This is a genomic window from Pseudomonas sp. (genome assembly GCF_030698175.1).
GTDB lineage: Bacteria > Pseudomonadota > Gammaproteobacteria > Pseudomonadales > Pseudomonadaceae > Aquipseudomonas.
This window is the reverse complement of record NZ_JAUYNT010000026.1, coordinates 36,641-60,964: the sequence shown is the minus strand read 5'-3', so window position 1 is coordinate 60,964 and position 24,324 is coordinate 36,641. Positions and strand designations below refer to the sequence as shown.

General features: G+C 62.5%; 15 protein-coding genes and 1 pseudogene. 10 read left to right on the top strand and 6 right to left on the bottom strand.

The features are described 5' to 3' along the window. Window positions 1–132 precede the first annotated feature (132 nt). Window positions 133–924, top strand: coding sequence for a hypothetical protein (locus tag Q8R10_RS13855; RefSeq protein ID WP_305654421.1), 792 nt, complete (start codon window positions 133–135; stop codon window positions 922–924). 77 nt (window positions 925–1,001) lie between these two features. On the opposite strand, the gene Q8R10_RS20890 is transcribed toward Q8R10_RS13855, so the two are convergent. The 3 genes and pseudogenes from Q8R10_RS20890 to pbpC form a co-directional block, all read right to left on the bottom strand. Continuing rightward, window positions 1,002–1,730, bottom strand: coding sequence for a methyl-accepting chemotaxis protein (locus Q8R10_RS20890; protein ID WP_371133340.1), 729 nt, complete (start codon window positions 1,728–1,730; stop codon window positions 1,002–1,004). A gap of 129 nt (window positions 1,731–1,859) precedes the next feature. Continuing rightward, window positions 1,860–2,885, bottom strand: a pseudogene (locus tag Q8R10_RS20885) (cache domain-containing protein); the annotation flags it as partial. 344 nt (window positions 2,886–3,229) lie between these two features. Beyond that, window positions 3,230–5,605, bottom strand: coding sequence for a peptidoglycan glycosyltransferase PbpC (gene pbpC / locus Q8R10_RS13845; RefSeq protein ID WP_371133339.1), 2,376 nt, complete (start codon window positions 5,603–5,605; stop codon window positions 3,230–3,232). 1,328 nt (window positions 5,606–6,933) lie between these two features. Here pbpC and Q8R10_RS13840 point away from each other — a divergent pair. Continuing rightward, entirely contained in the window at window positions 6,934–7,236 is a 303-nt protein-coding gene (locus tag Q8R10_RS13840) for a hypothetical protein (RefSeq protein ID WP_305654419.1), read from the top strand. A gap of 106 nt (window positions 7,237–7,342) precedes the next feature. Here the strand turns inward: Q8R10_RS13840 and Q8R10_RS13835 are convergent, their stop codons facing one another. After that, complete coding sequence (locus Q8R10_RS13835; protein ID WP_305654418.1) at window positions 7,343–7,840, bottom strand: GNAT family N-acetyltransferase; 498 nt, start codon at window positions 7,838–7,840, stop codon at window positions 7,343–7,345. A gap of 129 nt (window positions 7,841–7,969) precedes the next feature. Here Q8R10_RS13835 and Q8R10_RS13830 point away from each other — a divergent pair, with 129 nt between their 5' ends. Then, window positions 7,970–8,263 carry a hypothetical protein gene (locus Q8R10_RS13830; RefSeq protein ID WP_305654417.1) on the top strand — a complete coding sequence of 98 codons (294 nt, stop codon included), beginning with the start codon at window positions 7,970–7,972 and terminating at the stop codon, window positions 8,261–8,263. A 365-nt stretch (window positions 8,264–8,628) separates the two neighbouring features. Here the strand turns inward: Q8R10_RS13830 and Q8R10_RS13825 are convergent, their stop codons facing one another. Then, a complete protein-coding gene (locus Q8R10_RS13825; protein WP_305654416.1) occupies window positions 8,629–13,524 on the bottom strand; it encodes an alpha-2-macroglobulin in 4,896 nt (1,631 codons plus the stop codon). Window positions 13,525–13,868: 344 nt separating this feature from the next. Between Q8R10_RS13825 and Q8R10_RS13820 the strand changes: the two genes are divergently transcribed. The 7 genes from Q8R10_RS13820 to Q8R10_RS13790 all read left to right on the top strand — a co-directional run bounded on the left by Q8R10_RS13820 (window position 13,869) and on the right by Q8R10_RS13790 (window position 22,286). Then, window positions 13,869–15,212, top strand: coding sequence for an MATE family efflux transporter (locus Q8R10_RS13820; RefSeq protein WP_305654415.1), 1,344 nt, complete (start codon window positions 13,869–13,871; stop codon window positions 15,210–15,212). A 110-nt stretch (window positions 15,213–15,322) separates the two neighbouring features. Next, window positions 15,323–16,822, top strand: coding sequence for a multicopper oxidase family protein (locus Q8R10_RS13815; RefSeq protein WP_305654414.1), 1,500 nt, complete (start codon window positions 15,323–15,325; stop codon window positions 16,820–16,822). A gap of 141 nt (window positions 16,823–16,963) precedes the next feature. Next, the gene (locus tag Q8R10_RS13810; RefSeq protein ID WP_305654413.1) at window positions 16,964–17,365 is read left to right on the top strand and encodes an NUDIX domain-containing protein; all 402 of its coding nucleotides are present in this window, start codon (window positions 16,964–16,966) and stop codon (window positions 17,363–17,365) included. A 137-nt stretch (window positions 17,366–17,502) separates the two neighbouring features. After that, window positions 17,503–18,330, top strand: a complete 828-nt coding sequence (locus Q8R10_RS13805; protein WP_305654412.1) for a bifunctional 2-polyprenyl-6-hydroxyphenol methylase/3-demethylubiquinol 3-O-methyltransferase UbiG — start codon at window positions 17,503–17,505, stop codon at window positions 18,328–18,330. A 392-nt stretch (window positions 18,331–18,722) separates the two neighbouring features. Next, on the top strand, window positions 18,723–19,268 hold the full coding sequence (locus Q8R10_RS13800; protein ID WP_305654411.1) for a heme NO-binding domain-containing protein: 546 nt from the start codon (window positions 18,723–18,725) through the stop codon (window positions 19,266–19,268). Then, complete coding sequence (locus Q8R10_RS13795; RefSeq protein ID WP_305654410.1) at window positions 19,265–20,230, top strand: HAMP domain-containing sensor histidine kinase; 966 nt, start codon at window positions 19,265–19,267, stop codon at window positions 20,228–20,230. Before Q8R10_RS13800 ends, Q8R10_RS13795 begins: the two co-directional genes overlap by 4 nt. After that, entirely contained in the window at window positions 20,217–22,286 is a 2,070-nt protein-coding gene (locus Q8R10_RS13790; protein WP_305654409.1) for a bifunctional diguanylate cyclase/phosphodiesterase, read from the top strand. The genes Q8R10_RS13795 and Q8R10_RS13790 overlap by 14 nt, the downstream gene beginning before the upstream one ends. Window positions 22,287–22,385: 99 nt before the next feature. On the opposite strand, the gene speA is transcribed toward Q8R10_RS13790, so the two are convergent. Continuing rightward, the gene (gene speA, locus Q8R10_RS13785; protein ID WP_305654408.1) at window positions 22,386–24,299 is read right to left on the bottom strand and encodes an arginine decarboxylase; all 1,914 of its coding nucleotides are present in this window, start codon (window positions 24,297–24,299) and stop codon (window positions 22,386–22,388) included. Window positions 24,300–24,324 lie beyond the last annotated feature (25 nt).

Here is a 24,324-nt window from a genome sequence, read left to right as displayed (position 1 = left end):
GTGGCGACGAGCACCTGAAGCAGCAGGCTTAAATGCGGCCGCTGCGCGCATAACCCCCATCTTTGGTTGCTGGCCAGCATTGGACTAGACCAATTACACTCAAGTCCTTCCATTGGTAAACAGGGTATCGGTATGCAGAGCAAGATCAGGGCGACACTGTCAGCGCTAGCGCTTGGCCTATTCAGCAGCCAGAGCTCGGCAGCCATCGATATCTCCCTGCAACACTTGCAGCAGAGCGAGGTGGCCTTATTCCGCGCCGGTACCGACCTGTTTATGCATCGCGGTGAGGGCCGCACCCAAGAGCAGGCCAGCCAGGTGGATAGCGATCTCAAGGCGCTTAATCAGCACCTGAGCGATCTGCAGCAGTTGCCCTTGTCGCCGCTGGCGCAACAAGCCATGGCTGCGACCCAACCGCTCTTGGCCAATTTCGACAGCCAGGTACGACAAACCCTGGCCTACGCGCCGAGCGAAGCTGATTTACCCTGGGAAGCCAATTTCGAATACAGCAAGGCGCAATATGCGCTGTGGATGGCCCTGCAAGATGTTGCCGGCGCCCTTCAACAGACCCACGGCAGCAAGCTGAATGCCGCCGATAAGCTGTTGCTCAAACTGCCCGGTGAAGTCCAGTCGCTGGCGACCCGCTACGTGGCCCGCGCCTATATCGGCGACATCGAAACCCCGACCGAGCAACAGCATCTCTATATCGCCCAGGATATCGACCAACTGGCCAAGAGCGTCAACACCGATTTGCTGACACTGCAGAGCCTGCTGACTGACGCCGACGACCAAGCCAAGCTCAAGCAAATTCAGGTTCGCTGGCAGTTTATCTATGGCCGCCTGCTCGACTACAAAAACAACCTGACTCCGCTGATGATCGAACGGCATGCCGCCGATGTCGCGATCCGTCTGCTCACGCTTGAGTAACCCCTCCCGTGCTACCCGGCGTTAAGCCGCGCAGCACGCTTACTGCTATCAAACGCCCGACGCTGATCGGGCGGCCGTCACAGCCGAAAGCTGCCCATCTGCCGAGTTAGGTCTTCGGCCAAGCTCCGCAGGGTCTGGCAATCTTGCCGACCGCGATGCACTTCATCGGCGGTGGCGTGGGCCAAGTCAGCGATGCCCTGAACGTTGCGATTGATCTCTTCGGTTACCGAAGATTGCTCCTCGGTGGCAGTGGCGATCTGGTGATTCATGTCGCTGATGCGCTCGACCTGATCGGTGATGGCTCCCAGTGAGCCGCCCGTGCGCTGGCTCGACTCAACCCCGGCACTGGTTGCCGATTGACTGGCCTGCATCGAGGTCACGGCGGTACCGGCGCCCTGCTTGAGACGCAAAATCATCTGCTGGATTTCGCCGGTCGATGACTGCGTGCGACTGGCCAGGGTACGCACCTCATCGGCCACCACGGCAAAACCACGGCCCAACTCACCGGCCCGCGCCGCTTCGATGGCTGCGTTCAGGGCGAGCAAATTGGTCTGCTCAGAAATACCGCGGATCACCGCCAACACCTGATCAATCGAGGCCACTTGTTCGGCCAACTCGGTCACCGCACCGGCGGCATGGCCGATGTCGCCGGACATCCGCTCGACATTCTCGATCGACTGGCTGACCACGGTGCGCGCCTGCTGGGCTTCATCCAGCGCCCGCTGCGAGGCCCCGGCGGCATCGTTGGCGTTACGTGCGATCTCCTGCACGGTGAGACCCATCTCGTGCACGGCGGTGGCCACCATGTCGGTCATTTCCTGCTGCTGGCCGGCGCGCCCGGCGGTGTTTTCCACCACTTTCGCCACCTGAGTGACCGAGTTGCGCAGTTGCTCACTGGTGGTCAGCACCCCGCCGATCATGCCGCGCAGGCTTTCCAGAAAGCGGTTAAAGCCACGGGCCAAATCGCCCAGTTCATCGGCCCGCGATTCGTCCAGCCGGCGCGTCAGATCGCCACCGCCGCCACCGATTTCCACCAGCGCCGCAGTCACTCGCCGCAGCGGCCGTACCAGACCACGCGCCAACAGCACCACCAAACCCAAACAGCACAACGCTACCGCCAGGCTGATCAGCGCGGTGGTCAATAAGGCCTGCCGCGCCTCGGCATAAATTTCCGCCTCAGGCACCTCGGCCACCAACAGCCAGCCGAGGGTTTTCAGCGGCATGGCCATGGCCAAATAGGCTTCGCCCTGGCGCTCAAAATGCAACACCTTGCCGTCATTGCGCATCAACTGCTGAGCCGCCTCGCGACCGAGCAGCTGGGTCAGATCACTTTTATTGCTGAACTGCGCCTGCGGATGAATCTTCACCTGACCATCGGCGCTGACCAGATAGACCATACCGGCCTTGCCAAAACGACTGTCACGGATCAGATCGGACATCGCACTAACGCCCAAACCGATGCCGCCTACACCTAAAACTTTGCCCGCCGACTCGATGCGTTGATTGATAAACAAGGTCGGCACGCCGGTGGTCGCGTCGATATCAATATCCAGCGAGCGTTGCTTGCCGCCGTCGACAAAATCATAAAACCAGGCAGTCTCAGGACCGCGCGTCAGGGTGCGATCGAGTCCCTTGGCGGTAAAATAATGGCCCGATTCCAGCGGCACGATAAAGGTGGTCAGCGCCTTGTTCTGCGCCTGCACCCCACTTAGATAACGGACAAAGCCCGGCTGCTGCGCCGGGTCTTCACCACCGGCCAGCCAGTCCACCACCAAGCTGTTGCCCGCCAGCGCACTGGCCGCAGTGAGCGGCTCGGTCAGCACCCGCTCCAGGTCATTGCGCACCGCCTCAACCCGCGCCGGCAACGCCTCACCCAGCAGATACTGCTCCGCCTGCTGATTAGCCACCCGTGAGTAGATGCCAATCACCACCAGCACGCTGACTAAAATCGCCGCACCCATGCTGATGATCAACTGCCACTGAATACTGCGTTGCCAGAAGTTCATGAAAGGCCTCTTATATTTATTGTTGGGTCGCAAAGCGCGCTGCGGCTATCCCGGTAACGGGCTATCGGCCAGCAACATGCAGAGCTTTAGCGAACCGTTAAATAAACTGACAGCAAAGTCAGAATATAACCCATGAGATGCCGAGACAATCCGCATGCCATTGCTCAGCGCACGCTGTAACCGCTATGCAAAGGTATAGACCTAAATGCTCCCAAATGGCGTCACTAAACCAGCGACAACCACCAAGGCAAGCGTTAGCGGCCAGACTAGAGCGCCGCAACAGCGCCAGGGCTTAGCCATCACTCCACCAGACTAAACTCCAGCCGCGCGGTCTGGCCGCTTTCGTCGAGGACGCTGAGTTGATAGCGGCCCAGGCGGCTGAAGGCATGATTGAAGCTGGCGTCGCTGGCGCTGTCGGTGAGGGGCGCGCCGTCGAGGAACCACCAGCGCCGACCGCTGCCGCCCAAGGCGGCGAGTTTGAGTTGCAGCGGCTCAACGCTGCCGGCGGGGCGGCGCAGGTTGTCGCCTTCACGCACGCCGACTATGGATAACGGCGCGGCCTGAGCGGCTTGGCGGGGCGGGCAGTTTATGTCGCTGGCCGGCAAGCGCGCACTGCGCCGTTCGCGGCGTGGCAACCAGGGCTCCAGCGGCGCCGGCCAGAGCAGCAACTCGGCGGCCTTGGCCTCGGCGCAACCGGCATCCACTTGCAAGCCCTGGGGATTCAGCCAAGTGCGCTGCTGCAAACCCAATCCCAGCGGCTGGTCGGCGGCCTGCAGAGTCGGCGGCGTGGTGCCATCCAGGGTCCAGGCGAAACGTTGCCGGCGACAGTTGGGATCGTCCTTATTCAGCGGCTGGCCCAGCGGCCAGCAGATGGCCGCCACACCGATACTGGCCGGCACCGCCTCCACCGGTTGCGGGATGCCGCGCTGGCTGTCGCGGTTCACCAGCAGATCATGCACTTGCAGCATCAGCGGCGCCGCCGACGCTAGGCCGAACTGGCCAGGTACCGGGGTGCCGTCCGGGCGGCCGATCCAGATACCAATCAGGTAACGTGGACCAACCCCCAGCGCCCAAGCATCACGAAAACCGTAGCTGGTGCCAGTCTTCCAGGCCAGGCTGGGGCGTTGCTGTAATTGCGCGCGGGGGTCGCGGTCGGGACGCACCTGACCGCTCAGGATGCGCCGGATAATCCAGGCCGAACCCGGTGACAGCAGCCGCCGCTCGATTAACGGATCGCTCGGCTGATAGCGCAACCGCGCCGCTTTGCCGCCCTGGGCCAGGGCTCGATAGCCGCCGAGCAACTCCTCCAACTTGCTGCCGGCACCGCCGAGAATCAGCGTCAGGTTCGGTTCGGCCAGCACCGGCAAGGCCAAGGGCACGCCGGCGCTGCGCAGTTCGCCGGCAAAACGCTTCGGCCCGTAGGCTTCCAGCAACTGCACGGCAGGCAAGTTGAGCGAGGTGGCCAGCGCTTCACTGGCCGCCACCGGGCCGCTGAAACCGGCGGAGAAATTACCTGGGCGATAGTCGCCATAACGCCGGGGCACGTCTTGCAGCAAGGATTCGGAATGGATCAGGCCGGCGTCCAGTGCCATGCCGTACAGGAAGGGTTTGAGGGTTGACCCAGGCGAACGCTGGGCGCTGACCATATCGACATGGCCAAAGCGGCGCTTGTCGTTAATGTCCACCGAGCCCAGGTAAGCGCGCACCGCCATGCTGTCGTGTTCGACCACCACAATCGCCGCCGAACTGTATTCCGGCAGCCGCGCGCGCCAGCCCAGCAACAGGTCTTCGAGACGGCGCTGCAAGGCGGCGTCAAGGGTGGTGCGAATCAGCGCCGGGCTGCCCGGCGTATTCAACCGGCGCGCCAATAGCGGCGCCAGATTCGGCTCTTGGCGTGGCGCCAGCAGCACCGGTTCTTCCAGAGCTTCACGGATGGCGGTCGGTGACCACAGCTGAAAGGCCGCCAAGCGTTTGAGGACTTTATCGCGGGCCGCTTGCGCCGCTTGTGGATGACGGTCCGGGCGCAGGCGGCTCGGGGCCTGTGGCAACACCGCGAGCAACGCCGCCTCGGCGCGGGTGAGCTGGCTCGGCGGCTTACCCAAGTACGCCCAACTGGCGGCGGCCACGCCCTGCAAAGTGCCGCCGAAGGGCGCGCGGTTCAAATACAGGCTGAGAATTTCCCGCTTGGACAGGTGCCACTCCAGCTGCAGGGTGCGCCAAAGCTGGCGCAACTTGCCGCCGAAGGTTCTGCTGTGCGGATCGAGCAGCCGCGCCACCTGCATCGACAAGGTACTGCCGCCGGACAACACTCGCCCGCCGATGAGGTTTTGCCAAGCGGCGCGACCCAACGCCAGCGGATTGATACCGGGGTGCTGATAAAACCAGCGATCCTCGTAAGTCAGCAGCGCCTCCAGGTACTCGGGCGCCACCTCGTCGGGCGTGATCGGGTAACGCCATACGCCATTGGCATCGGCAAAGCGCCACAGCGGCGTACCGTCTTCGGCCAACACCACGCGGGCCTGATCATCCTGCGGCAGGGGCAGAGGAAACAGACGATCCGCCACCCACAGCAGCGCCAGTCCAGCGGCCAATAACAAGGGCCACGCCAGCCAACGCCGGCCCTCGCGCCATAAGGGCTCCCGCATCTTGGTGGCGCACTGCGGGCGACAACCCATGGTCTTTCCAGCCCTATTCGTCAAACAAAGATCGCCAAGATATCGACGCGTTTTCGCCACTTATCGGAATACTGGCGCATTCCACTGTTTCATCCAAGCAACACCTTTACAGCATCAGTTACGGCCTCTAAACCAATATCAAACTGACATCAGACAAGGTGGGCCGTAGGCCTGAGCCAGTTGCACCGACAGCAAAAACTTCGGCCTTCATCTCAGCCACAAAGCTCGAGATCAGAGGATACCGCGAAAGGTAGAACCCGCCGGCACAGGCGTTCTACTTCAGGGGCCACAGGCCCCACCCAGGGAGATCCATAGCGGATTGGTCAGGCTCGGGTAAGGCAGAGGCGCTTACTTTCCAGGCAGGACATAAATCATGGGAACCCAGTATTTAGCTGACTCGCGGCCCCAGCCCGCAGCGCCAACCCTAGCCCCTGGCTCGACCACCTTGCACCGCAGTGTTGCGCTGATCGCCGCGCTGGTATCGGCGCTGTTACTCGGCTTCAGCACTCCAGCGCTGGCCGATCACGACCCCGAACATACCCTGCTCAACCTCAAAGGTGGGCTCACCGCCCTCGAACAGCGGGTCTGGAACTGCGAGCATGGCTATGGCGCAGGCTGCCCCGGCACCAAGGGTGACAAAGGCGATACCGGCGCGGCAGGACCAACAGGACCACAAGGGCCAGTGGGTGAAACAGGCGCAATAGGACCGCAAGGGCCAATTGGCGTGACCGGAGCAACTGGGCCGCAAGGACCAATAGGCGAAACCGGTCCAACGGGTCCGGCAGGTCCAATTGGTCTGCAAGGCGAGACAGGCCTACAAGGTGCGGCAGGTCCCCAAGGCGACCAAGGCATCCAGGGCGAAATCGGTGCGACCGGAGCGCAAGGCCCACAAGGTGATATTGGCGCAACCGGGCCGCAAGGGCCAATCGGCGAGACCGGCGCTGTCGGCCCCCTAGGCCCCATCGGCAACACTGGTGCAACTGGATCGCAAGGACCAATCGGCGACACAGGTGAACAAGGCGCGACAGGTTTGACCGCGCTGGAACGCCAATCCACCACCTGCACCAGCGGTACAGGGGTCAGCACCCTGACCTGCACTGCGTCCTGCGGCGCAAGCAAGAAAGTCATCGGCGGGGGCGTAAGCAATATCAACGGCAGCTCGCAGATTGTACAAAGCTATCCGCTATTCGAACCGCTGACGAACCCGCCAGTGATGAGCTGGACAGCGACGGTAACCCGATCTGGCGGTGGCAATACAACGTTCTCCATTACCGCCTACGCCCTCTGCGCAAGCACTAACTAGCGTGACAAGCCCGGGAGATTTAGTCATGAACAAGTATTCAATTGCTGCCTGGACAACCCTCGCGCTGCTACTGGCCGGCCCAGCACTGGCCAACCATTGCGCCGCGAATTTTGCCGATACGCAAAGCGCGATCGACCACGCCAACAACGTCGAGGCCAATGCCCTGGGCGCGGCAACCGTGCTATTACCCGCAGCCCTCGAGGCCTGTCAGCTAGAAGAACTGCAACTGGCCAACGCCGAGTTCGACTCGCCCACGCGAGAGCCCGGTTATGTGTCGGTCGGTCAGTCCATACTGATCAACATCACCGAGCTGCTTGGCAATCGCTGATTGCCAGCGCGCCGGACTGCAACGTCGCAATGACCTTGCAGTCCGCGCCATAAACGGCGAATGCGCCCCACACACAGGCGCCCCAACAAAAACACCTGCCATTAGCTCAAGCCGCAACTCGCCGCCCGAAGATCAGCACATCGCACTCGACCCCATCGAGCACCGCCACCCGAGGCAAATGCCCCCAACGCTGAAAACCCAAGCGCTCAAACAGAGCCACGCTGGCCTCGTTGTGGGCGAAGATAAACCCCAGCAAGGTATCCAGCCCGAGCGCCGGCGCTGCGGCAATCGCCTGTTCGAGCAGGTAGCGACCCAGCCCCAGACCCCGCGCGCTGGCGGCCAGATAGATGCTGATTTCGGCCGTGCGCGCATAAGCCGGGCGCCCGTAAAACGAGGAGAAACTCAGCCAGCCAAGCAACTGTCCGCCCTGTTCAACCACCCACAAGGGTCGCGCGCCCTGATGCTCGGCGAACCACTGCTGCCGACTGGCGACACTCACCGGCTCAAGGTCGGCAGTCACTTGCCGCGAGGCGATGGTGGAGTTGTAGATTGCAACTATCTGTTCAAGATCGGCGGCAGTTGCCGCGCGGTGTTGCCAAGCCATAGAGCGCTCCGTAAAAAAGCCCGCTGAAATCGTCGCCCAACTGCGCACCGACAAATCGTTACACTAACCCAGCGCATTGGCAGCGCCAGACGATCCTCGCCACCACGCCCTCCCCTACAGGACCACCAGATGCTGCTAACCGGTTTTTTCGACAGCCTCGGTCAGGCTATCGGCACCCTCATTCGCTGGATAGTCGACAGCTTGCGCGGTGTGCTTGAGCTACTGGGTTCGGCCGGTGCCGAGTTTATTGGCGGGCTGTCCCGCGCGCTGGGCATCACCCCCTCCCTGCTCAGCATCGCCGCGCTGCTGCTCGGCCTGTTTTTTCTGTATAGCGCCGTGCGCGCCTTTATCCGCCGCAGCTTTATTGTCGGCAGCCTGTGGTTGTTGTTGGGGCTATGGCTGCTGAGTCTGCTGATCCTCTAAGGCTATGTCCCAGTTACGTGTTGCAAAGCACAAATCCCGTGACCTCAGGTTTGTGACTCAGATAAGTCCGCGAAAAAGAACAGTTTTGGCCCTGCAGGATTATCAGCGTGCTCGCGCTTGCTTCGCGGTGCCCTTTGTTACAAAAGCCGCTCCTACACAAGCCCGGCACCTGCAATAACGTCATCGATCACCTCCCTGTAGGAGCGGATTTATCCGCGATTGGTCGGTGCAGGCAGCACAAGTATCAAGGCTAATTCCCTATCGCGAAAGGTTAGCTCCCTTGCAACACGTAACTGGGACATAGCCTAATTTAAGTCGCCGGCAAATCCGCAGCAGCGCTACGAATTTGCCCTCACGGTCGTTGCTTAACGACCCTTAACCCGCAGTTGCTCGGGCGCCGCGCCAACCGCTTGCCAGTTGGGCCGGTACATCGACTCCACTTGCGGTGGCGGTACCCGGTAGCTGCCAGGCGTTACCGCACGGGCCAGGTAGAGCAGATGAGTGGTGCCTTCACCCGGCACATCGACGGCGGCAACGTAGCGATCGGCGCGGAACTCCTGATGCTTGGGCGCGCTGTTTTGCATCGCTTTCTGCCACTCTTTGACCTCGCTGCTGGCATCTTCCAGGCTCGCGGCGCTGTCGCCCAGGTTCTGGTTTTCCAGCTCCAGGCCGGCCGGCAGCAGGTCGATCACCAAGGCATCCGGCACCCGTTGTTTGGCTTGCACGGCCAGATGCACCAGTACTAGGTCGCCACTGACCAAGCCCAGCACGTCCAACGGTTTACCATCCATGCCCAGGTACTCGCGGCTGATGCTGAGGTTCTCACCACCCACCGCCGGCGCCTGAACCGGGTAACCGGAGATGGTCAGTTGCTGGAACAGACTGTCGTCGCCCAGGTTGCGCAGGGTGAGCGGTTCGACCAAGGCGGCGTCATCCAGTTTGATGCCACTGTCTGCGTGACTCAGTGGGCGAACAGTGCCGGCCAGCGACAGTTCGGCGCGCCAGTCGCTCTCGGGTTTCAGCAGCAAACCGCGTCCGGCCAGGAACAGCGCATTGCGCTCCTGGGTCGACAAGTATGGCCGGCTGGCCAGCTCATCACTGAGGCGGAACAGCCGTTCATCACGGCGCTGCGGCAGTAAGTCATGCTCTTGCAGCAAGGCCAGAATCAACGCCTCATCGCGCAGCACGCTGCCGTAGTCGTGATACCACTGATCGTCGTCACGTTTAACCGCCAAGCCGGCATTCAAGGCATCGTCGGCTCGTGGCTGGTCGCCCATTTTCTGCAGGGCCACCGCCAACTGCACCAGGGGCAAGCCGGAGCGGGCATCGCTACGGCGCTCATACAAACTGCGCAAGGCACCGAGTGGCGCCTGTTGGCTGCGGGCCAGCACATAACCGGCGTAAGCCTGCACCGCGAAGCGAGTTTGCTCGGCGTTGCTGCTGTAGGCGTCGTCGATCAGGTTGCGCTCTTGCAGGTAACGCAGCAGCCGCTCATTGGCCTTTTTCAGCGCCTCGGCCGGCACGCCAAAACCCTGCTCGCGGGCGCGCAACAGGAAGTCGGTGACGTAGGCGGTCAGCCAGTATTCCTCATCGCCGTCGGCGCCCCACAGGCCAAAGCTGCCGTTGTAGCGTTGCATGCTCAGCAGCCGTTCGATGCCCAATTCAATCGACTTGCGTCGCTCGTCTGCCGGCTCGCCCTCGATGCCTAAACGCTTGAGGCTGGCGGCATCGGCATACAGCGAGGGGTACAGGCCGCTGGTGGTCTGCTCCAGGCAGCCGTAGGGATAGGCCTTAAGCGCGCGAATCTGCTCGGCCAGGTTCAGCGGCGGTTTGCTCGACAGCGCCAGCAAGGCTTCACGGCCGGCCACCTCGAATTGATCGAGAGTGCCCGCCGGCAAACTCCAACTATCGCCCTTGAGCACCGAGCGGAAGCTCTGCACCTTGGCGGGATAAGCCGGACGCACGCCGATGGTCCATTCCCGGCTGAGCGGCGGCAGGTTCTCGCCTGGCAACTCCAGGCCATTAACGCGAACCTTGAGTTTGCCCTGCCCATAGCCACCTAAAGCGCGCACCGGGATTTTCAATGTGCTGCGTTGCCCTTGCGCCAACAGCAGCGGCGCCATCTGCTCGCCCGACGCTTGCGCCAGGCTCAGCTGGCCTTCGGCCGTGAGCTGCACATCGAGGCGCTGCTCGCGACCCGACAGGTTGCTGACATCCAGGGCCAGGCTGGTCTCGTCGCCACCGGCCAAAAAGCGCGGCGCCGACAGCTCAACCACCAGGGGCGCAGCGACCACCGTCTTGCCCTCGGCCATGCCGTAACTGTCGTCGCTCCAGGCTTGCGCCATCAACCGCAGCTCGCCGTTAAAGTCGGGGATATTCAGGCTCAGTTCGCCCTCGCCCTGCTCGTTCAAACTCAGCGGCGCGCTCTGCAGTGCGACTATCAGCACGCTGGTGTCCGGCCGCTTGCCGCCCCCAGCCAGCGCCGCGTCACCACCGAAGGCCAGCTTGGCCATACGCCCGGTACCGGCCTCAATCAGCTGCCCATAAACATCCAGCTGATCGGCGCCATAGGCCTTGCGGCCAAAGAACGCTGCAAACGGATCGGGGGTGGCGTACTCGGTGATATTCAAAATCCCCACGTCCACCGCCGCCAGCAGCACCTGCACCTGCTTAGGCGTGGAGCCGTCGGCGTTCAGGGCTTTGACCTTGACCGTCAGCGGCTGATTGGGGCGGATTTTCTCTGCCGCACTCAGGTTCAGTGCCAGCTTGTGCGGCGCGCGATCCAGCGGCAGATGCAGCAGACCCACCGCCCGTTTCGGGGTGACATTGGCCTTGCGCTCGCCGGGACGAATCACCAGGGCGCTGACATACAGGTCATGCCGCGCCCAGTCTTTGGCGATGGGAATCTCGAAGCTTTTGCCCTCGGCCGGCACCGTAATTTCTTGCCACCAGAGCGGGCCGTCGGCCGACTCCACCAGCAAATAACCGCTGCCGGCAGCCGGCGGCGTGACCGTTACTGTGGCGGTGTCACCATTGGCATAAGCCGGTTTATCCAGCGCCAACTTGATTTGATCGGGCCGCACCGCGCCGCCTTCGGTGTTGTCCTGCCAGCTGTAGCCGGCCCAGAAGCGCAGGCTGCTGATCATCCCGGTAGTCGGGTCTTCCACCTCGACTCGGTACGGGCCCCACTCCACCGGGAAGCTGATTTTGGTGGTGCCGCCCTTGGTGATCTGGACGTTTTCTTCGCTGAGATTCAGGTACTTCTCGTTGAAGTGATAGCTCCAGCCATCGTTGCTGGAGAAGTTCCAGTAGTAGTCGCGACGCTCGCGAATCAGCCGGACTTTTAATTGCTCGGCGGCCAATTTATTGCCTTGCGGATCGGCCAGCAGCAGCTCGAATTCGGCCAGGCCGTTGCTGTCAATTTCCTCCCCATCAAACAAGGCGCGAAGCCCCGGCAATTGCGCCGCCGGCCACACCGGCTGGACGATACGCCGGGTGATCGGTCGGCCGCCGGACTCTTGCAAGCTGGCCTGGACTATCAGTTTGAGCGGCGATTTGACCTCGCCCCACTTGCTTTCGATGTTCAGCCTGGCCTGACCCTCGGCGTCCAGCACGGTCTCATCCAGATCCAGGTCCTGGCTCAACTCCTCTTCACTGATGGAGCCAAACTGATAGCCCGGCAAGCTGGCCACCGCCTCGCGCAACGGCCGCACATAGAGCTGGCCGCTGAGGCGATTGCCGGCCGCCGGAGCGCCGTAGAGGTAACGACCCTTGACCTCAAACTCGGCGCTCTCTGCTGGGCTAAAAGGTGTATCGCGGCCTTTTAGCTCCAGCGCCAGGCGCTCGGGCAAGAAGTCTTCGACCTGAAACTCGTACAGCTGCGGCTTGCCATTGCCCAGGTCAAAGATCAACTGCCAGCGGCCGGTGGGCGCTTCGCTGGCGATCGCCAACTGGTACTGATAGAGCCCGCTGTCGCCAGCCTGCCAGACGAACTTGCGACTGACTTGCTCATCCGGGCGGCGCACCTCGACGTTGACCGGCTGGTTCTTCACCGCGTGGCCATCGGCATCGCGCAGCAAGGCGTTGAGCAATACGGTTTCACCGGGGCGATAGAGGTCACGGGGGCCAAACACAAAAAACTGCTGGGGCTGCGACTGCGGCCCGGCGATATCGAATTCGGCCAGATCCAGCGCCGCGCCATTCAAACGCAGCAAGCTGGTTTGCGCGCCCTGCTGGGCCAGCAGCACTTCGGCCTTGGCCGGCAACGCCAACTCGGCATGCCCGGCGCCATCGGTCTGACCCTCAACCAACAACCGGCCTTCGCCGTCGAGCAGTTGCAACTGCACCTTGGCCAGGGCTTTGCCGCCTTCCAGCGCCTGGGTAAACACATCCAGACGCTGCTGATAGCGGTGCGCCGACAGGCCGATGTCGCTCAGGGTGAACAGCGTCGCCGGGGTCGAGTAGTTGTAGCTGCCGGCCTGGCGCATCACCGCCAGGTACACGCCGGGTTGCTTAAAAGGTTCCAGGCCGGTGATCGGCAACAGCAGGGTTTCGCGGGTGTTGCGCGCCGGGTTCAGATCGAAACGGCCGCCGTAAACCAGATCGGCCATCGGCAGCAATTCATCGGCCACGTAGTATTCCAGGCTGGTGCGCCGCTCCCACTGGCTGAGAAAAGCCGGCAAGGCCTGCGGCTTGATGCGGAAGAACTCGACGTTGACCTTGTCGACATTCAGGGCGATCACCGGCAGGCCTTCGGCCAAGCGAGTCGGCAGCAGCGAGCCGCGACTGGCGAAACCGACGCTGGCTTGCAGGTCACGGGTTTCCAGCTGGCTGATGTGTTCTTTGGCCAGGCTTGCGGCATTCACCCCACGCAAGCCGGCATCCACCGTCAGCACCAGTTTGCGCTGCGGCTCCAGATGGCGCAGGCGCAGCTCCATCAGGTTATCCGCCAGCTCCCAGGCGCCATCGACCTTGCCATTTTTGCTGTCGACCAGATGCAGCTTGCTGGCGAAATCCTGCTCGGGATCGAGCGGCACGCCGAAGGTTACCGACAGCGCGCTGGCGCCATCCAGCTGCACCTCGGACACATCCACCACCTCCAGCGGTTTGCCGGCGTAGCGCTGGGCCAGGGCGCCGAGATCCTGCTGCGGGCTGACCGGCGCCGTTTGCACTGCGGGCGCGGCCGCCTGCTCGGGGGTGGAGGAATCACAAGCACTGAGCAGGCTCAACAGCAGAGCCAGAAGCAATCCATTCTTCGCCATTGCGGCATCTCACAGAGGGGGACGGTGGGCCAACACTATAGCCGAGGCGCGCGGTGATCTGGCAGTCGCCCATGGGCAAACCGCGACTCGCGCACAGACCGCTGGTTGCGCGCACACCCGGTAGGAGGGGCTTTAGCCGCGACCCGCGCAATCAAGCCGCCGACCGATCCGCGCGGCGTATAAAGCGCAGGCCCCATCGCGGCTAAAGCCCCTCCTACAAAAGCCCTGTTCTCAGGTCTATTGGTGTTTATCTGCATCATCCAAGATGACTTATGCCGGCCGCATAACCGCGCGCAGTAGTTTTCACCTGGCCTGTATAGTGCTGCGCTGTTCTGGAGTTTTGTATGTCCTGGTTACCCGATGCCTGGCAGCACCGCCCCACCCATCAACGGGTCTGGGCGCTGGCCGCGCCGATGTTGCTGTGCAATTTATCTGTGCCGCTGGTGACCCTGGTGGACAGTGCCGTGGTCGGCCATTTGCCCGAAGCCCAACAATTGGCGGCGGTGGCGATTGGTGGCAGTTTGTATGGCTTGCTGGTCGGCCTAATGGGCTTTTTACGGATGGGCACCAGCGGCTTTAGCGCCCAAGCCTGCGGGCGCGGTGACGGCGCGCAGCTGCGGCAAACCCTGCTGCAAGGGCTGCTGCTGGCCCTCGGCTGGGCCCTGCTACTCGGGCTATTGAGCCTGCCGTTCAGCGACCTGGCGCTGAGCTTGATGCAGCCCTCGGCGCAACTGGATGAACTAACCCGCAGCTATTTCTACATCCGCATGCTGGGCCTGCCGGCGGCGCTGGCCAATTACGCCCTGATCGGCTGGCTGCTGGGCACCCAGAATGCGCGGGCGCCACTGCTGATCATGCTAGCGACCAACCTGCTGAACGCGCTACTGGCGCTAGTCTTTGTGCTCGGCTTCGAGTGGGGCGTGACCGGCGCCGCGCAAGCCGCGGTAGTTGCCGAATACAGCGGTCTGCTGCTCGGGCTCTGGCTGACTCGCCGGGCGTTGCGGCAGTTTCCCGGCCAGGCCAACTGGCGCGCCTTGCGCCACTGGTTGAACTGGCGGCCGCTGCTGGCGCTGAATCGGGACATTTTAATCCGCACCCTGGCGCTGCACCTGGTGTTCTTTTTAATCACCGTACAAGGCACGCGCCTGGGCACCAGTACCGTGGCCGCCAATGCCTTGCTGATCAACGGCCTGATGCTCAGCGCCTTTGCCCTGGACGGTTTGGCCAATGCCGTCGAGGCGTTGTGCGGTCACGCCATCGGCGCCCGCGACGGCCTGGCACTAAAACGCACCCTGGTGGTCGCCGGCGGTTGGTCGGTATTGCTGAGTCTGGTGTTTGCCCTGGCGCTGCTGCTGGGCGGACAGCTGTTTATTAATCTGCAAAGCGACATCGCCAGCGTGCGCGCCGTGGCCTATAGCTATGTGCCCTATCTGGCCGCGCTGCCGTTGCTGTCAGTGTGGAGCTACCTGCTCGACGGCTTGTTTATCGGCGCCACCCGCGCCCGCGAAATGCGCGACGCCATGCTGTTGGCCGTGGGCTTGAGCTTACCCTTGGCCTGGGCGCTGCAGGGCTATGGCAACCACGGCCTGTGGCTGGCGCTGCTGGCTTTTATGCTGCTGCGCAGCCTGACCCTAGCCGCTTTTGCCTGGCGCTTGACCCGTGCGGGGGCCTGGCTGACAGCTCGCTGAGGATTGCCTGCACCGTCACCCAGCGAGTGCCGTCACATCCTCGTCCGCTTGACCTTGCCACAATGGCAAGCATGACCCTAAACGCCCGCCGCTCGCCTTGGAGAATATCGATGATACGTCGCACCTTCCTCACTCATGCCCTCGGCGTCGGCGGCCTGGCGCTGCTGCCCGGTTGGTTACGCGCCGCCAGCATGGAGCATGACATGGCCTCAATGGGCGACATGCCGGGCATGGATCACAGCATGCCCGCCGCGCCAACGCTGGCCGCCTTAGATGCGCTGCCCCGTGGCGCGACCTTGCGCGAGCTGCCCACGTTGGCCAACCGCAGCAAGCTGCCCGGTGAATTCAAAGGCGAGTTGATTGCCGCGCCGACCCAGATCGAACTGCTGGCCGGCCAGCCAACCAGCTTCTGGGCCTACAACGGCAGCCTGCCTGGCCCGTTGATCGAGGTGCGCGAAGGCGACCGGGTGCAGATCCGCTTTATCAACCAGCTCAGCCAACCGAGCACTATTCACTGGCACGGCCTGCCGGTGCCGCCAGAGCAAGACGGCAACCCCCACGACCCGGTGCCACCGGGTGGCGAGCGCACCTACAGCTTCAACCTGCCCAAGGGCAGCGCCGGCACTTATTGGTATCACCCACACCCCCATGGCCATACCGCCGAGCAGGTGTTTCGCGGCCTGGCCGGCGCTTTTATCGTGCGCGCCGCCGATGATCCGCTGGCTGACATTGCCGAGCGGCACCTGCTGATTTCCGATCTAAAGCTGAATGCCGATGGCAGCATCGCCGAGAATGACAGCAACGACTGGATGAACGGCCGTGAAGGCCAATTTGTACTGATCAACGGCCAGCATCAGCCGAACATTCAACTCAACGGCCCGGAGCGCTGGCGCATCTGGAATGCCTGTAGCGCCCGCTACCTGAAGCTTAATCTGGGCAGCCAGCGTTTTAGCCTGGTCGGCACCGATGGCGGCCTGATCGAGCAGCCACAAGAGTTGCAGGAAATTCTGCTCGCCCCGGCCGAACGCATCGAGCTGATCGTCCAACCGAGCGCCCAAGACGGCCAAGTTGCGCTGACAGCCGCCATCTATGACCGCAACAAGATGGGCAGCGTGGCCGCCGAAAGCCTGATCAGCCTGGCGCAAGTTAGCCTGGCCAGCGGCCAACCCGCCAAGCTGCCGGCCCGACTACGGGCCATCCCCGAACTCGGCCCAGCCACGGCTCAGCAGCGCGTGACCTTCAGCGAGACCATGCGCATGGACAACGGCCAGCACCAGATGGATTTTCTGGTCAACGGCAAAGCCTTCGACATGCAACGCGTCGACCTCACCAGCAAACTTGGCGAGGTTGAACTGTGGGAGATCAGCAACGACTCACACATGGACCACCCCTTCCACATCCACGGCTGCCAGTTTCAAGTCATCGAACATGAACTCAACGGCGTGAAAACCCCGGCGCCCTACCGGGCCTGGAAAGACACGCTAAACCTGCGCCCCAAGGAAGTCATTCGCGTAAAAATGGCCCAACCGTTCAAGGGCCTGCGGATGGTTCACTGCCATATTCTCGAGCATGAGAACCAAGGGATGATGGCCACCCTTGAGGTGGTTTGAATGCAGCGTGGGGCGGGTGAAACACGGCAAACGTAGTCGATCCGGCTCGGATCACAACGTCGCGCGACTTAGGATTAAAGCGCCAATCCTGGTTTACTCTGAAGATTTTACACAGCCCTTTTCATCAGCTAAGGCTTACCAATGACTCAATCAATCCACATCGCAGCCGCCCTACTGATCGGATCTGACGGCAAGACCCTCTTAGTACGCAAACGCAACACTACGGCTTTTATGCAACCAGGGGGCAAGATCGAACCCGGCGAACTGGCGGTGAATGCCTTGGCCCGCGAGCTAGATGAAGAACTGGGGATACAAATCGATACTGCCCTGGCGCATTTTTTAGGCGTGTTTAGTGCTCCGGCTGCTAACGAGCCTGGCTTCGAGGTGCGCTGTGAGTTGTTTCGAATTGCCATAAGTGTCCAGGTCAATGCCGCCTCTGAGATAGAGGAGGCAGTTTGGGTCGATCGCCATAGCTATGCGCAACTGCGGTTGGCACCGTTGACGCTGAATCATGTGATGCCGATCTACTTGGACCTCCGTTAGAGCACTCATAGCATCTCTAGTGGGTCTTAGCGTTAAGGGGTCAGACACTATTAACGTTCGCTCTACCTGGCTGACCAACATCGAGGCTACAATTTGCCGCGCTCGACATGCCAGCAGACAGGGAAGGACGCTTGATCATGAGTGACTACATAACGCTGAACAAAGCCAATTGGGACGAGCGCGCACCGTTGCACGCGGCATCGCCGGGATATGCCACGCAAGCCTTCGTGGACAACCCCACGCACCTTTCCCAGGTGGTGCGTTTTGATTGCGCGCTGCTCGGCGACATCGCTGGTATGCGGGGCGTCCATCTGCAGTGCCACATAGGTACCGACACTCTGTCGTTGGCGCGCTTGGGCGCGGACATGACCGGACTGGACTTCTCCTCGGCCTCGATCACCCAAGCGCGCTCACTCGCCCGGCGCACTGGCGCCAACCTAAATTTTGTCGAAGCCGATCTGTACGCCGCTGCCGAGGTGCTGCCCCGCGAGTCATTTGACTTGGTCTACACCGGAATAGGTGCCCTGTGCTGGCTGCCCAACATTGATCGCTGGGCCAGCACTGTCGCCAGCCTGCTGAAGCCCGGCGGGCGACTGTTTATCCGCGAAGGGCACCCAGTCCTGTTTTCGCTCAACGAAGACCGCCAGGATGAGCTGGTGATTGAATACCCCTACTTCGAGCGGGAAGCGCCCCTGGTCGGCGACGACGACTGTAGCTATGTGGATACCGAGGTTGCGCTAAAAGCCACGCTCACCCACGAATGGAATCATGGTATGGGCGAGATCATCACCGCCCTGCTCGCGCACGGCATGCAGATCACCGGCCTGGTAGAACATGACAGCCTCCCCTGGGAAGCACTGCCAGGCCAGATGAGCCGCGCCGCTGACGGCGAATGGCGTCTTGACCGTGACCGCTGGCGCCTGCCGCTCAGCTACACGTTGCAGGCAAGCAAACGCGCCCTGTAATGACTGACTGATGAAAGCAACGACGCTATTGCGGCGCTCCGCGCATAAAAAAACCGACGCGAAGTCGGTTTTTTTATCTGACCGGAAACACTTTGACTCGACATGCCTCAACTTAATCGATAGGACGAGCGGGTGATCCACTGCATCCGCCTGGAGCTATTGCTGCTACTGATCATCCCGGTGATTGATGGCCCGTGGTTACGCGGTGCCGGGCTGACCAGCAAACCTCGTCGGTTCCACGGCCTGCATAGGTCGCGCCAGCCGGCGGACGGAAAGCCAGACCCGCGCCTTGCCGCCCCCCCGAGGCGTTCTATAGTGAACAGACGACGCGGGCGACCACGGCCGCCGGCCTAGGGGACGCATCAGGTGTCGGCCCGAGTAAGGAGCAACAAATGAAAGGCATGGTCTTCACCGAGTTTCTGGAAATGGTCGAAACCCGCTTCGGCCTGCAGACCGTCGACCGCATCATCGGCCAGGCGCAGCTGGCCAACGACGGTGCCTATACCGCGGTCGGCACCTACGATCACCAAGAGCTGGTGCAACTGGTGACAGCCTTGAGCGCAGCGACCCAAGTGCCCGTCCCGGATCTGATCAAGGCCTTCGGTCAGCACTTGTTCGGCCGTTTCGCTCTGGGCTACCCGAGATTGTTCGAGGGCGTCGACTCGGCCTTCGCCTTCCTGCGCAGCATCGAGCGCTACATCCATGTGGAGGTGCGCAAGCTCTACCCGGATGCCGAACTGCCGTCCTTCACCTATGAGCGTCAGGGGCCGGACGATCTGGTGATGCTCTACCAGTCGCGGCGGCCCTTCGCCGATCTGGCCGAAGGGCTGATCCTGGGTTGCATTGAGCACTACGGCGAAGCCATCGACCTGCGGCGCGAGGACTTGGAGACAGGCGCAACCAACCGTAGCCGCTTCACCCTCACCCGCCGCTCATGAGCGAGCTAGAGGATGGCCTTCGGCTGCGCCAACTGCAGCGCGAACGCAGCGCGCGCAAGGCCGCCGAGACCCTGCTGGAAAGCAAGAGCCTGGAACTCTACCTGGCCAATCAGCAGCTGCTGCAGCTCAATGCCTCCCTGGAGCAGCGCGTGCGCGAACGCACCCAGGAGCTGGTCGCCGCCCGCGATCAGGCGCTGGAAGCCAGCCGCATCAAGAGCCAGTTCCTCGCCACGGTCAGCCACGAGCTGCGCACGCCGCTGCACGCGGTGATCAGCTACAGCGAGATGCTGCTGGAGGACTTGCAGGATGTGGGCCTCGAGCGGCTTATGCAGGACCAGCGCAAGATCCACGGCGCCGCCCAGCACCTGCAAACCCTGATCAACGAGCTGCTGGACTTCAGCAAACTGGAAGCCGCCAGGATGGAGCTGGACAACGAAACCATCGAACTCGACGAGCTGGTCGCCAACCTGCTGGACACCCTGAGCCCGCTGGCGGAGCAAAATGGCAACCGCCTTGAGGTGCGCCTGGCCGAGGATGCCGGCCCACTGTACAGCGACCGGCTCAAACTCAGTCAGTGCCTGTACAACCTGCTGAGCAACGCCTGCAAGTTCACCGAGCACGGCCTGGTGTGCCTGGAGATTCACCGCGAACGCGGCGCCGGGCAAGACTGGCTAAGCTTCACAGTCAGCGATAGCGGTATCGGCATGGATGAGGCGCAGCTGGGCCGGCTATTCCAACCATTCAGCCAGGGCGACAGCTCGATCACCCGCAAATACGGCGGCACCGGCCTGGGTCTGGCCATCTCCCGTGGCCTGTGCGAGCTGCTGGGCGGCACCATCGCCGTCAGTAGTACGCCGGGCCAGGGTTCCTGTTTCCTGATGCGCATCCCCGCCGAGCTCACGACCACTCAGGCGGCCCAGCAGACCCCGCTGTTCCAGGAGGATCACGATGCCCCTGCCTAACTCGAGCAACGCGCCGCCGTGTCTGCTGGTGGTGGACGATCAGGAAACCAACCGCGAGATCTTCAGCCGCCGCCTGGAGCGCCACGGCTATCGGGTGCTGCTCGCAGCCAGCGGCCAGGACGCGCTGAACCTGGTCGCTGGCGCGCCGCCCGAGCTGATCCTGCTGGACATCATGATGCCCGACATGGATGGCCTGGAAGTGCTCGACCGCCTGCGCCAGCGCTACTCCCAGCAAGAATTGCCGATCATCATGGTCACCGCCCGCAGCCAGAGCGAGGTGATAGTCGACGCCCTGGCCCGCGGCGCCAACGACTACCTGATCAAGCCCTTCGATTTCGCCGTGGCCCTGGCGCGGGTGCGCACCCAGCTGGCGTTCCGGCGCGCGGAACAGGCCATCGAGGAAAGCCGCGAGTTCTACCAGTTGATTGCCCACTCCAGCAACGACGGTGTGTGGGACTGGAACCGGCGAGCCCGCAGCATTTTCTTCTCGCCGCGCCTCAAGAGCATCCTCGGCTATGCCCAGGATGACCACGCCGACCGCCTGGACACCTGGCTGGCGCGGGTCTACGCGGCGGATCTGGGCAAGCTGAAAGCGGCGTTCAAGGCCCACCTGGCCGGCCGTACGCCACAGCTCCAGGTCGAGGTGCGGGTCTATAACCAGGCCGGGGATTGCTGCTGGCTGCTCTGCCGCGGCCAAGGCAAGCGCGACGCCCAGGGCCGTATCGTGCGCCTGGCCGGCTCCTGCACCGATCTGACCGAGCGCAAGACCATGGATGCCCTGACCAACCTACCCAACCGCGTGCTGTTCGACGACCGCCTGGAGCGTTGCCTGAGGCGGCGCGCACGGCACCCGGATGCACGGTTCGCCTTGTTGCTGATCGAACCGGACCGCTTTCACCTGATCCACGAGAGCCTCGGCCATCACATTAGCAACCTGCTGCTGATCGACCTGGCCCGGCGCCTGCAACAACTGGCCCGTCCCTCCGATACCCTGGCCTACTTCGGCGGGGTGAAATTCGCCGTGCTGATCGACAGCCTGGAGCAGCAGGAGGATGCCCTGCGCGTCGCCGAACGCATGCAGCGCGCCTTCGCCGAACCCCTGAGCCACGAGCAGCAGGAGTTCTTCGTCACCCCCAGCATGGGCGTGGCCGTCATCGACCAGTGCCAGGGCGGCGACCTGCTGCAAGCGGCGGAGACCGCCCTGGGCCGCGCCAAGGAACGCGGCGGCAACGACTACCAGATGTTCGACGCCGCCATGCAGGTGCGGGTGCTGGCGCGCATGCGCCTGGAGCACGACTTGCGCCGTGCCCTGGAGCACCAGGAGTTTGAACTCCACTACCAGCCCATAGTCGATCTGGGCAGCGGTCGCATCGCCGGCTTCGAGGCGCTGTGCCGCTGGCATCACCCGCAGCAGGGCATGGTCTCGCCCGAGCTGTTTATCCCCCTGGCCGAGAGCACCGGCCTGATCATCCCCCTGGGGCTCTGGGTATTACGCCAGGCCGTGGCGCAAATCCGCGACTGGCAGCAGCGCTTTCCCGCCGAGACCGAGCTGGGCATGAGCGTCAATCTGTCGGGCAAACAGTTCGCTCAGAAAGGTTTACTCGAGGAAATCGCCCGCACCCTGCAGGACTCGGGCGTTAACCACCACAGCCTCAAGCTGGAGATCACCGAGAGCGCCATCATGAACGATGCGGACAACGCCAATCTGCTGTTGGCCCGGTTCAAGGAGCTGGACATCCAGCTGAGCATCGACGACTTCGGCACCGGCTATTCCTCCTTGAGTTACCTGCACCGCTTCCCCTTCGACATCCTCAAGGTCGATCGCTCTTTCGTCGGCAAGATGGATCAGGATCGTCAGGGCCTGGAGATAGTCCGCACCATCATCGCCCTGGCCCAGGTGCTGGGGCTGAAGGTGGTGGCCGAAGGCATAGAGACGCCGACCCAGCTGGCGCTGCTGCGCGAACTGGGCTGCCACTTTGGCCAGGGCTACCTGTTCGCCAAGCCACTGCCGGCGAGCGCGGCGCAGGCGCTGCTGGCGCGAGAGCCGCGCTGGTAGGACGTAGGGTGGGTTAGACGCCCATGCGCAGCTCAGACTGTCTGCACCATGCCGAGAGGCGCCGTAACCCACCCTACGCACTATCCCGCTCGACCCGTCCTAACTAGACAGATAGGACGAGCGTGTCAGGCCCAGACGCAACGCATCCAGGTACTGGGTGCGTTCGCGGTCGCTGAGTTTGGCGCTGGCGACTTTATCGCGGTAGTGGGTCATCAGCTCCTCCGGCGATAGGTGCACGTAGCGCAGCATGTCTTCGATGGTGTCGTGGGTTTCGATGCCGCCGTGATCGACGCTGCCGTCGTTGTTTTGGTAGATGTTGACCGAGTCGGTGTCGCCGAACAGGTTGTGCATATCCCCCAAAATTTCCTGATAGGCGCCGACCAGGAAGATTCCCAGCAGGTAGTCCTCACCGTCCCGCACCTCATGCACCGGCAGGCTGGTTTCGATGCTTTGCTCGTCGACGTATTGCTTGATCTTGCCATCCGAGTCGCAGGTCAGGTCCTGCAATACGGCGCGGCGCAGCGGCTCTTCGTCGAGGCGGTGCAACGGCAGAATCGGCAACACCTGGCCAATCGCCCAGGTGTCGGGCAGGCTCTGGAACACCGAGAAGTTGCAGATGTATTTGTCGGCGAGCTTGTCGTTCAGCTCATCCAGCACCTGACGGTGAGAGCGTTGGCGGGCTTTGAGCGAGTTGTGCAAGCGCCGGCAGACGGCGAAGTAGCACTGCTCGGCCAGGGCTTTTTCGCTCAGGCTGAGCTTGCCATCGGCGTACTGGCTGGCCACGTCGCTCATGTAGTGGGTGGCGCGCCAGTAGGTCTCGGTGACCATCTCGATATCGGTGGGGCCGAGCAGGTCCACCAGCCACTGCACGGTTTCCGGCAGGCTGGCTTGGTCGTCAATAAAGGGGATTTCGTCGTTGTGTTTCTCCACATCGGTGACCTGCACCACCAGCATGGCGTGGTGGGCGGTCAGCGCGCGGCCACTCTCGGAGAAGATGTGCGGGTGCGGCAACTCTTGCGCGTCGCAGAACTCTTTGAGCATGCCGACTACCACGCCGGCGTAGTCATCCATGTCGTAGTTGATCGAGCTGGCGTTGCGCGAGTGGGTACCGTCGTAGTCGACACCCAGGCCGCCACCGACGTCGATATGATCGACCGGCAAGCCGAGGCTGCGCAGCTCGCCGTAGTAACGAATCGCCTCTTTGAAGCCGTGCTGGTAGTCGGCCAGGTTGGCGATCTGCGAGCCCATGTGAAAGTGCAGCAGACGCACGCCCTGGTCCAGCCCGGCGGCGCGAAAACGTTCAACCACCGACAGCAATTGCGCGGCCGACAGGCCGAACTTGGACTTCTCGCCACCGGTGTCGGCCCACTTGCTCGATGCCAGGGACGACAAGCGCACGCGCAAGCCGATCTGCGGGGCGACCTTGAGCTCCGCCGCTTCGTCGATCACCAACTGCACTTCGGATTCTTTCTCGATGACGATAAACACATTGTGACCGAGCTTCTGGCCGATCAGCGCCAGGCGGATAAATTCGCGGTCTTTGTAGCCGTTGCAGACGATGGTGCCGCCCTTGGGGGCCAAGGCGAGCACGGCCAGCAGCTCAGGTTTGGAGCCGGCTTCCAGACCGATGGAAACATTCTGGGTGGCGATAATGCTCTCGATCACCGCCTCTTGCTGATTGACCTTGATCGGGTACAGGGCGGTGTAGCGGCTCTGGTAATCGAGGCGGGCAATGTTGCTGTCGAAGGCGCCAGTGAGCTGACGCACGCGGTCTTGCAATATGTCCGGGAAGCGCACCAGCAATGGCAGTGACAGGCCACTTTTGCGCAGCTCCGCCACCTGCTCGTAGAGGTCGATCGGCGCGCTTTTCGGCCCGTTCGGATGCACTTCAACGCGGCCGGCATCGCTAATGGCGAAGTAGCCGGCGCCCCAATTGCGAATGCCATAGACGCTGCGGCTGTCCGCTGCGGTCCATTGGCTGCCGTCATCTTTGCGTGTGCGTCGTACGGGCATTGAGATATTCCTGTGAAAATAAGGG

Excerpts from the sequence above, each read along its gene's own strand:
- Q8R10_RS13855 (WP_305654421.1), top strand. The coding sequence starts at position 133 with ATGCAGAGCAAGATCAGGGCGACACTGTCAGCGCTAGCGCTTGGCCTA.
- Q8R10_RS20890 (WP_371133340.1), bottom strand. The coding sequence starts at position 1,730 with ATGGTGGCCACCGCCGTGCACGAGATGGGTCTCACCGTGCAGGAGATC.
- pbpC (WP_371133339.1), bottom strand. The coding sequence starts at position 5,605 with ATGGGTTGTCGCCCGCAGTGCGCCACCAAGATGCGGGAGCCCTTATGG.
- Q8R10_RS13840 (WP_305654419.1), top strand. The coding sequence starts at position 6,934 with ATGAACAAGTATTCAATTGCTGCCTGGACAACCCTCGCGCTGCTACTG.
- Q8R10_RS13835 (WP_305654418.1), bottom strand. The coding sequence starts at position 7,840 with ATGGCTTGGCAACACCGCGCGGCAACTGCCGCCGATCTTGAACAGATA.
- Q8R10_RS13830 (WP_305654417.1), top strand. The coding sequence starts at position 7,970 with ATGCTGCTAACCGGTTTTTTCGACAGCCTCGGTCAGGCTATCGGCACC.
- Q8R10_RS13825 (WP_305654416.1), bottom strand. The coding sequence starts at position 13,524 with ATGGCGAAGAATGGATTGCTTCTGGCTCTGCTGTTGAGCCTGCTCAGT.
- Q8R10_RS13820 (WP_305654415.1), top strand. The coding sequence starts at position 13,869 with ATGTCCTGGTTACCCGATGCCTGGCAGCACCGCCCCACCCATCAACGG.
- Q8R10_RS13815 (WP_305654414.1), top strand. The coding sequence starts at position 15,323 with ATGATACGTCGCACCTTCCTCACTCATGCCCTCGGCGTCGGCGGCCTG.
- Q8R10_RS13810 (WP_305654413.1), top strand. The coding sequence starts at position 16,964 with ATGACTCAATCAATCCACATCGCAGCCGCCCTACTGATCGGATCTGAC.
- Q8R10_RS13805 (WP_305654412.1), top strand. The coding sequence starts at position 17,503 with ATGAGTGACTACATAACGCTGAACAAAGCCAATTGGGACGAGCGCGCA.
- Q8R10_RS13800 (WP_305654411.1), top strand. The coding sequence starts at position 18,723 with ATGAAAGGCATGGTCTTCACCGAGTTTCTGGAAATGGTCGAAACCCGC.
- Q8R10_RS13795 (WP_305654410.1), top strand. The coding sequence starts at position 19,265 with ATGAGCGAGCTAGAGGATGGCCTTCGGCTGCGCCAACTGCAGCGCGAA.
- Q8R10_RS13790 (WP_305654409.1), top strand. The coding sequence starts at position 20,217 with ATGCCCCTGCCTAACTCGAGCAACGCGCCGCCGTGTCTGCTGGTGGTG.
- speA (WP_305654408.1), bottom strand. The coding sequence starts at position 24,299 with ATGCCCGTACGACGCACACGCAAAGATGACGGCAGCCAATGGACCGCA.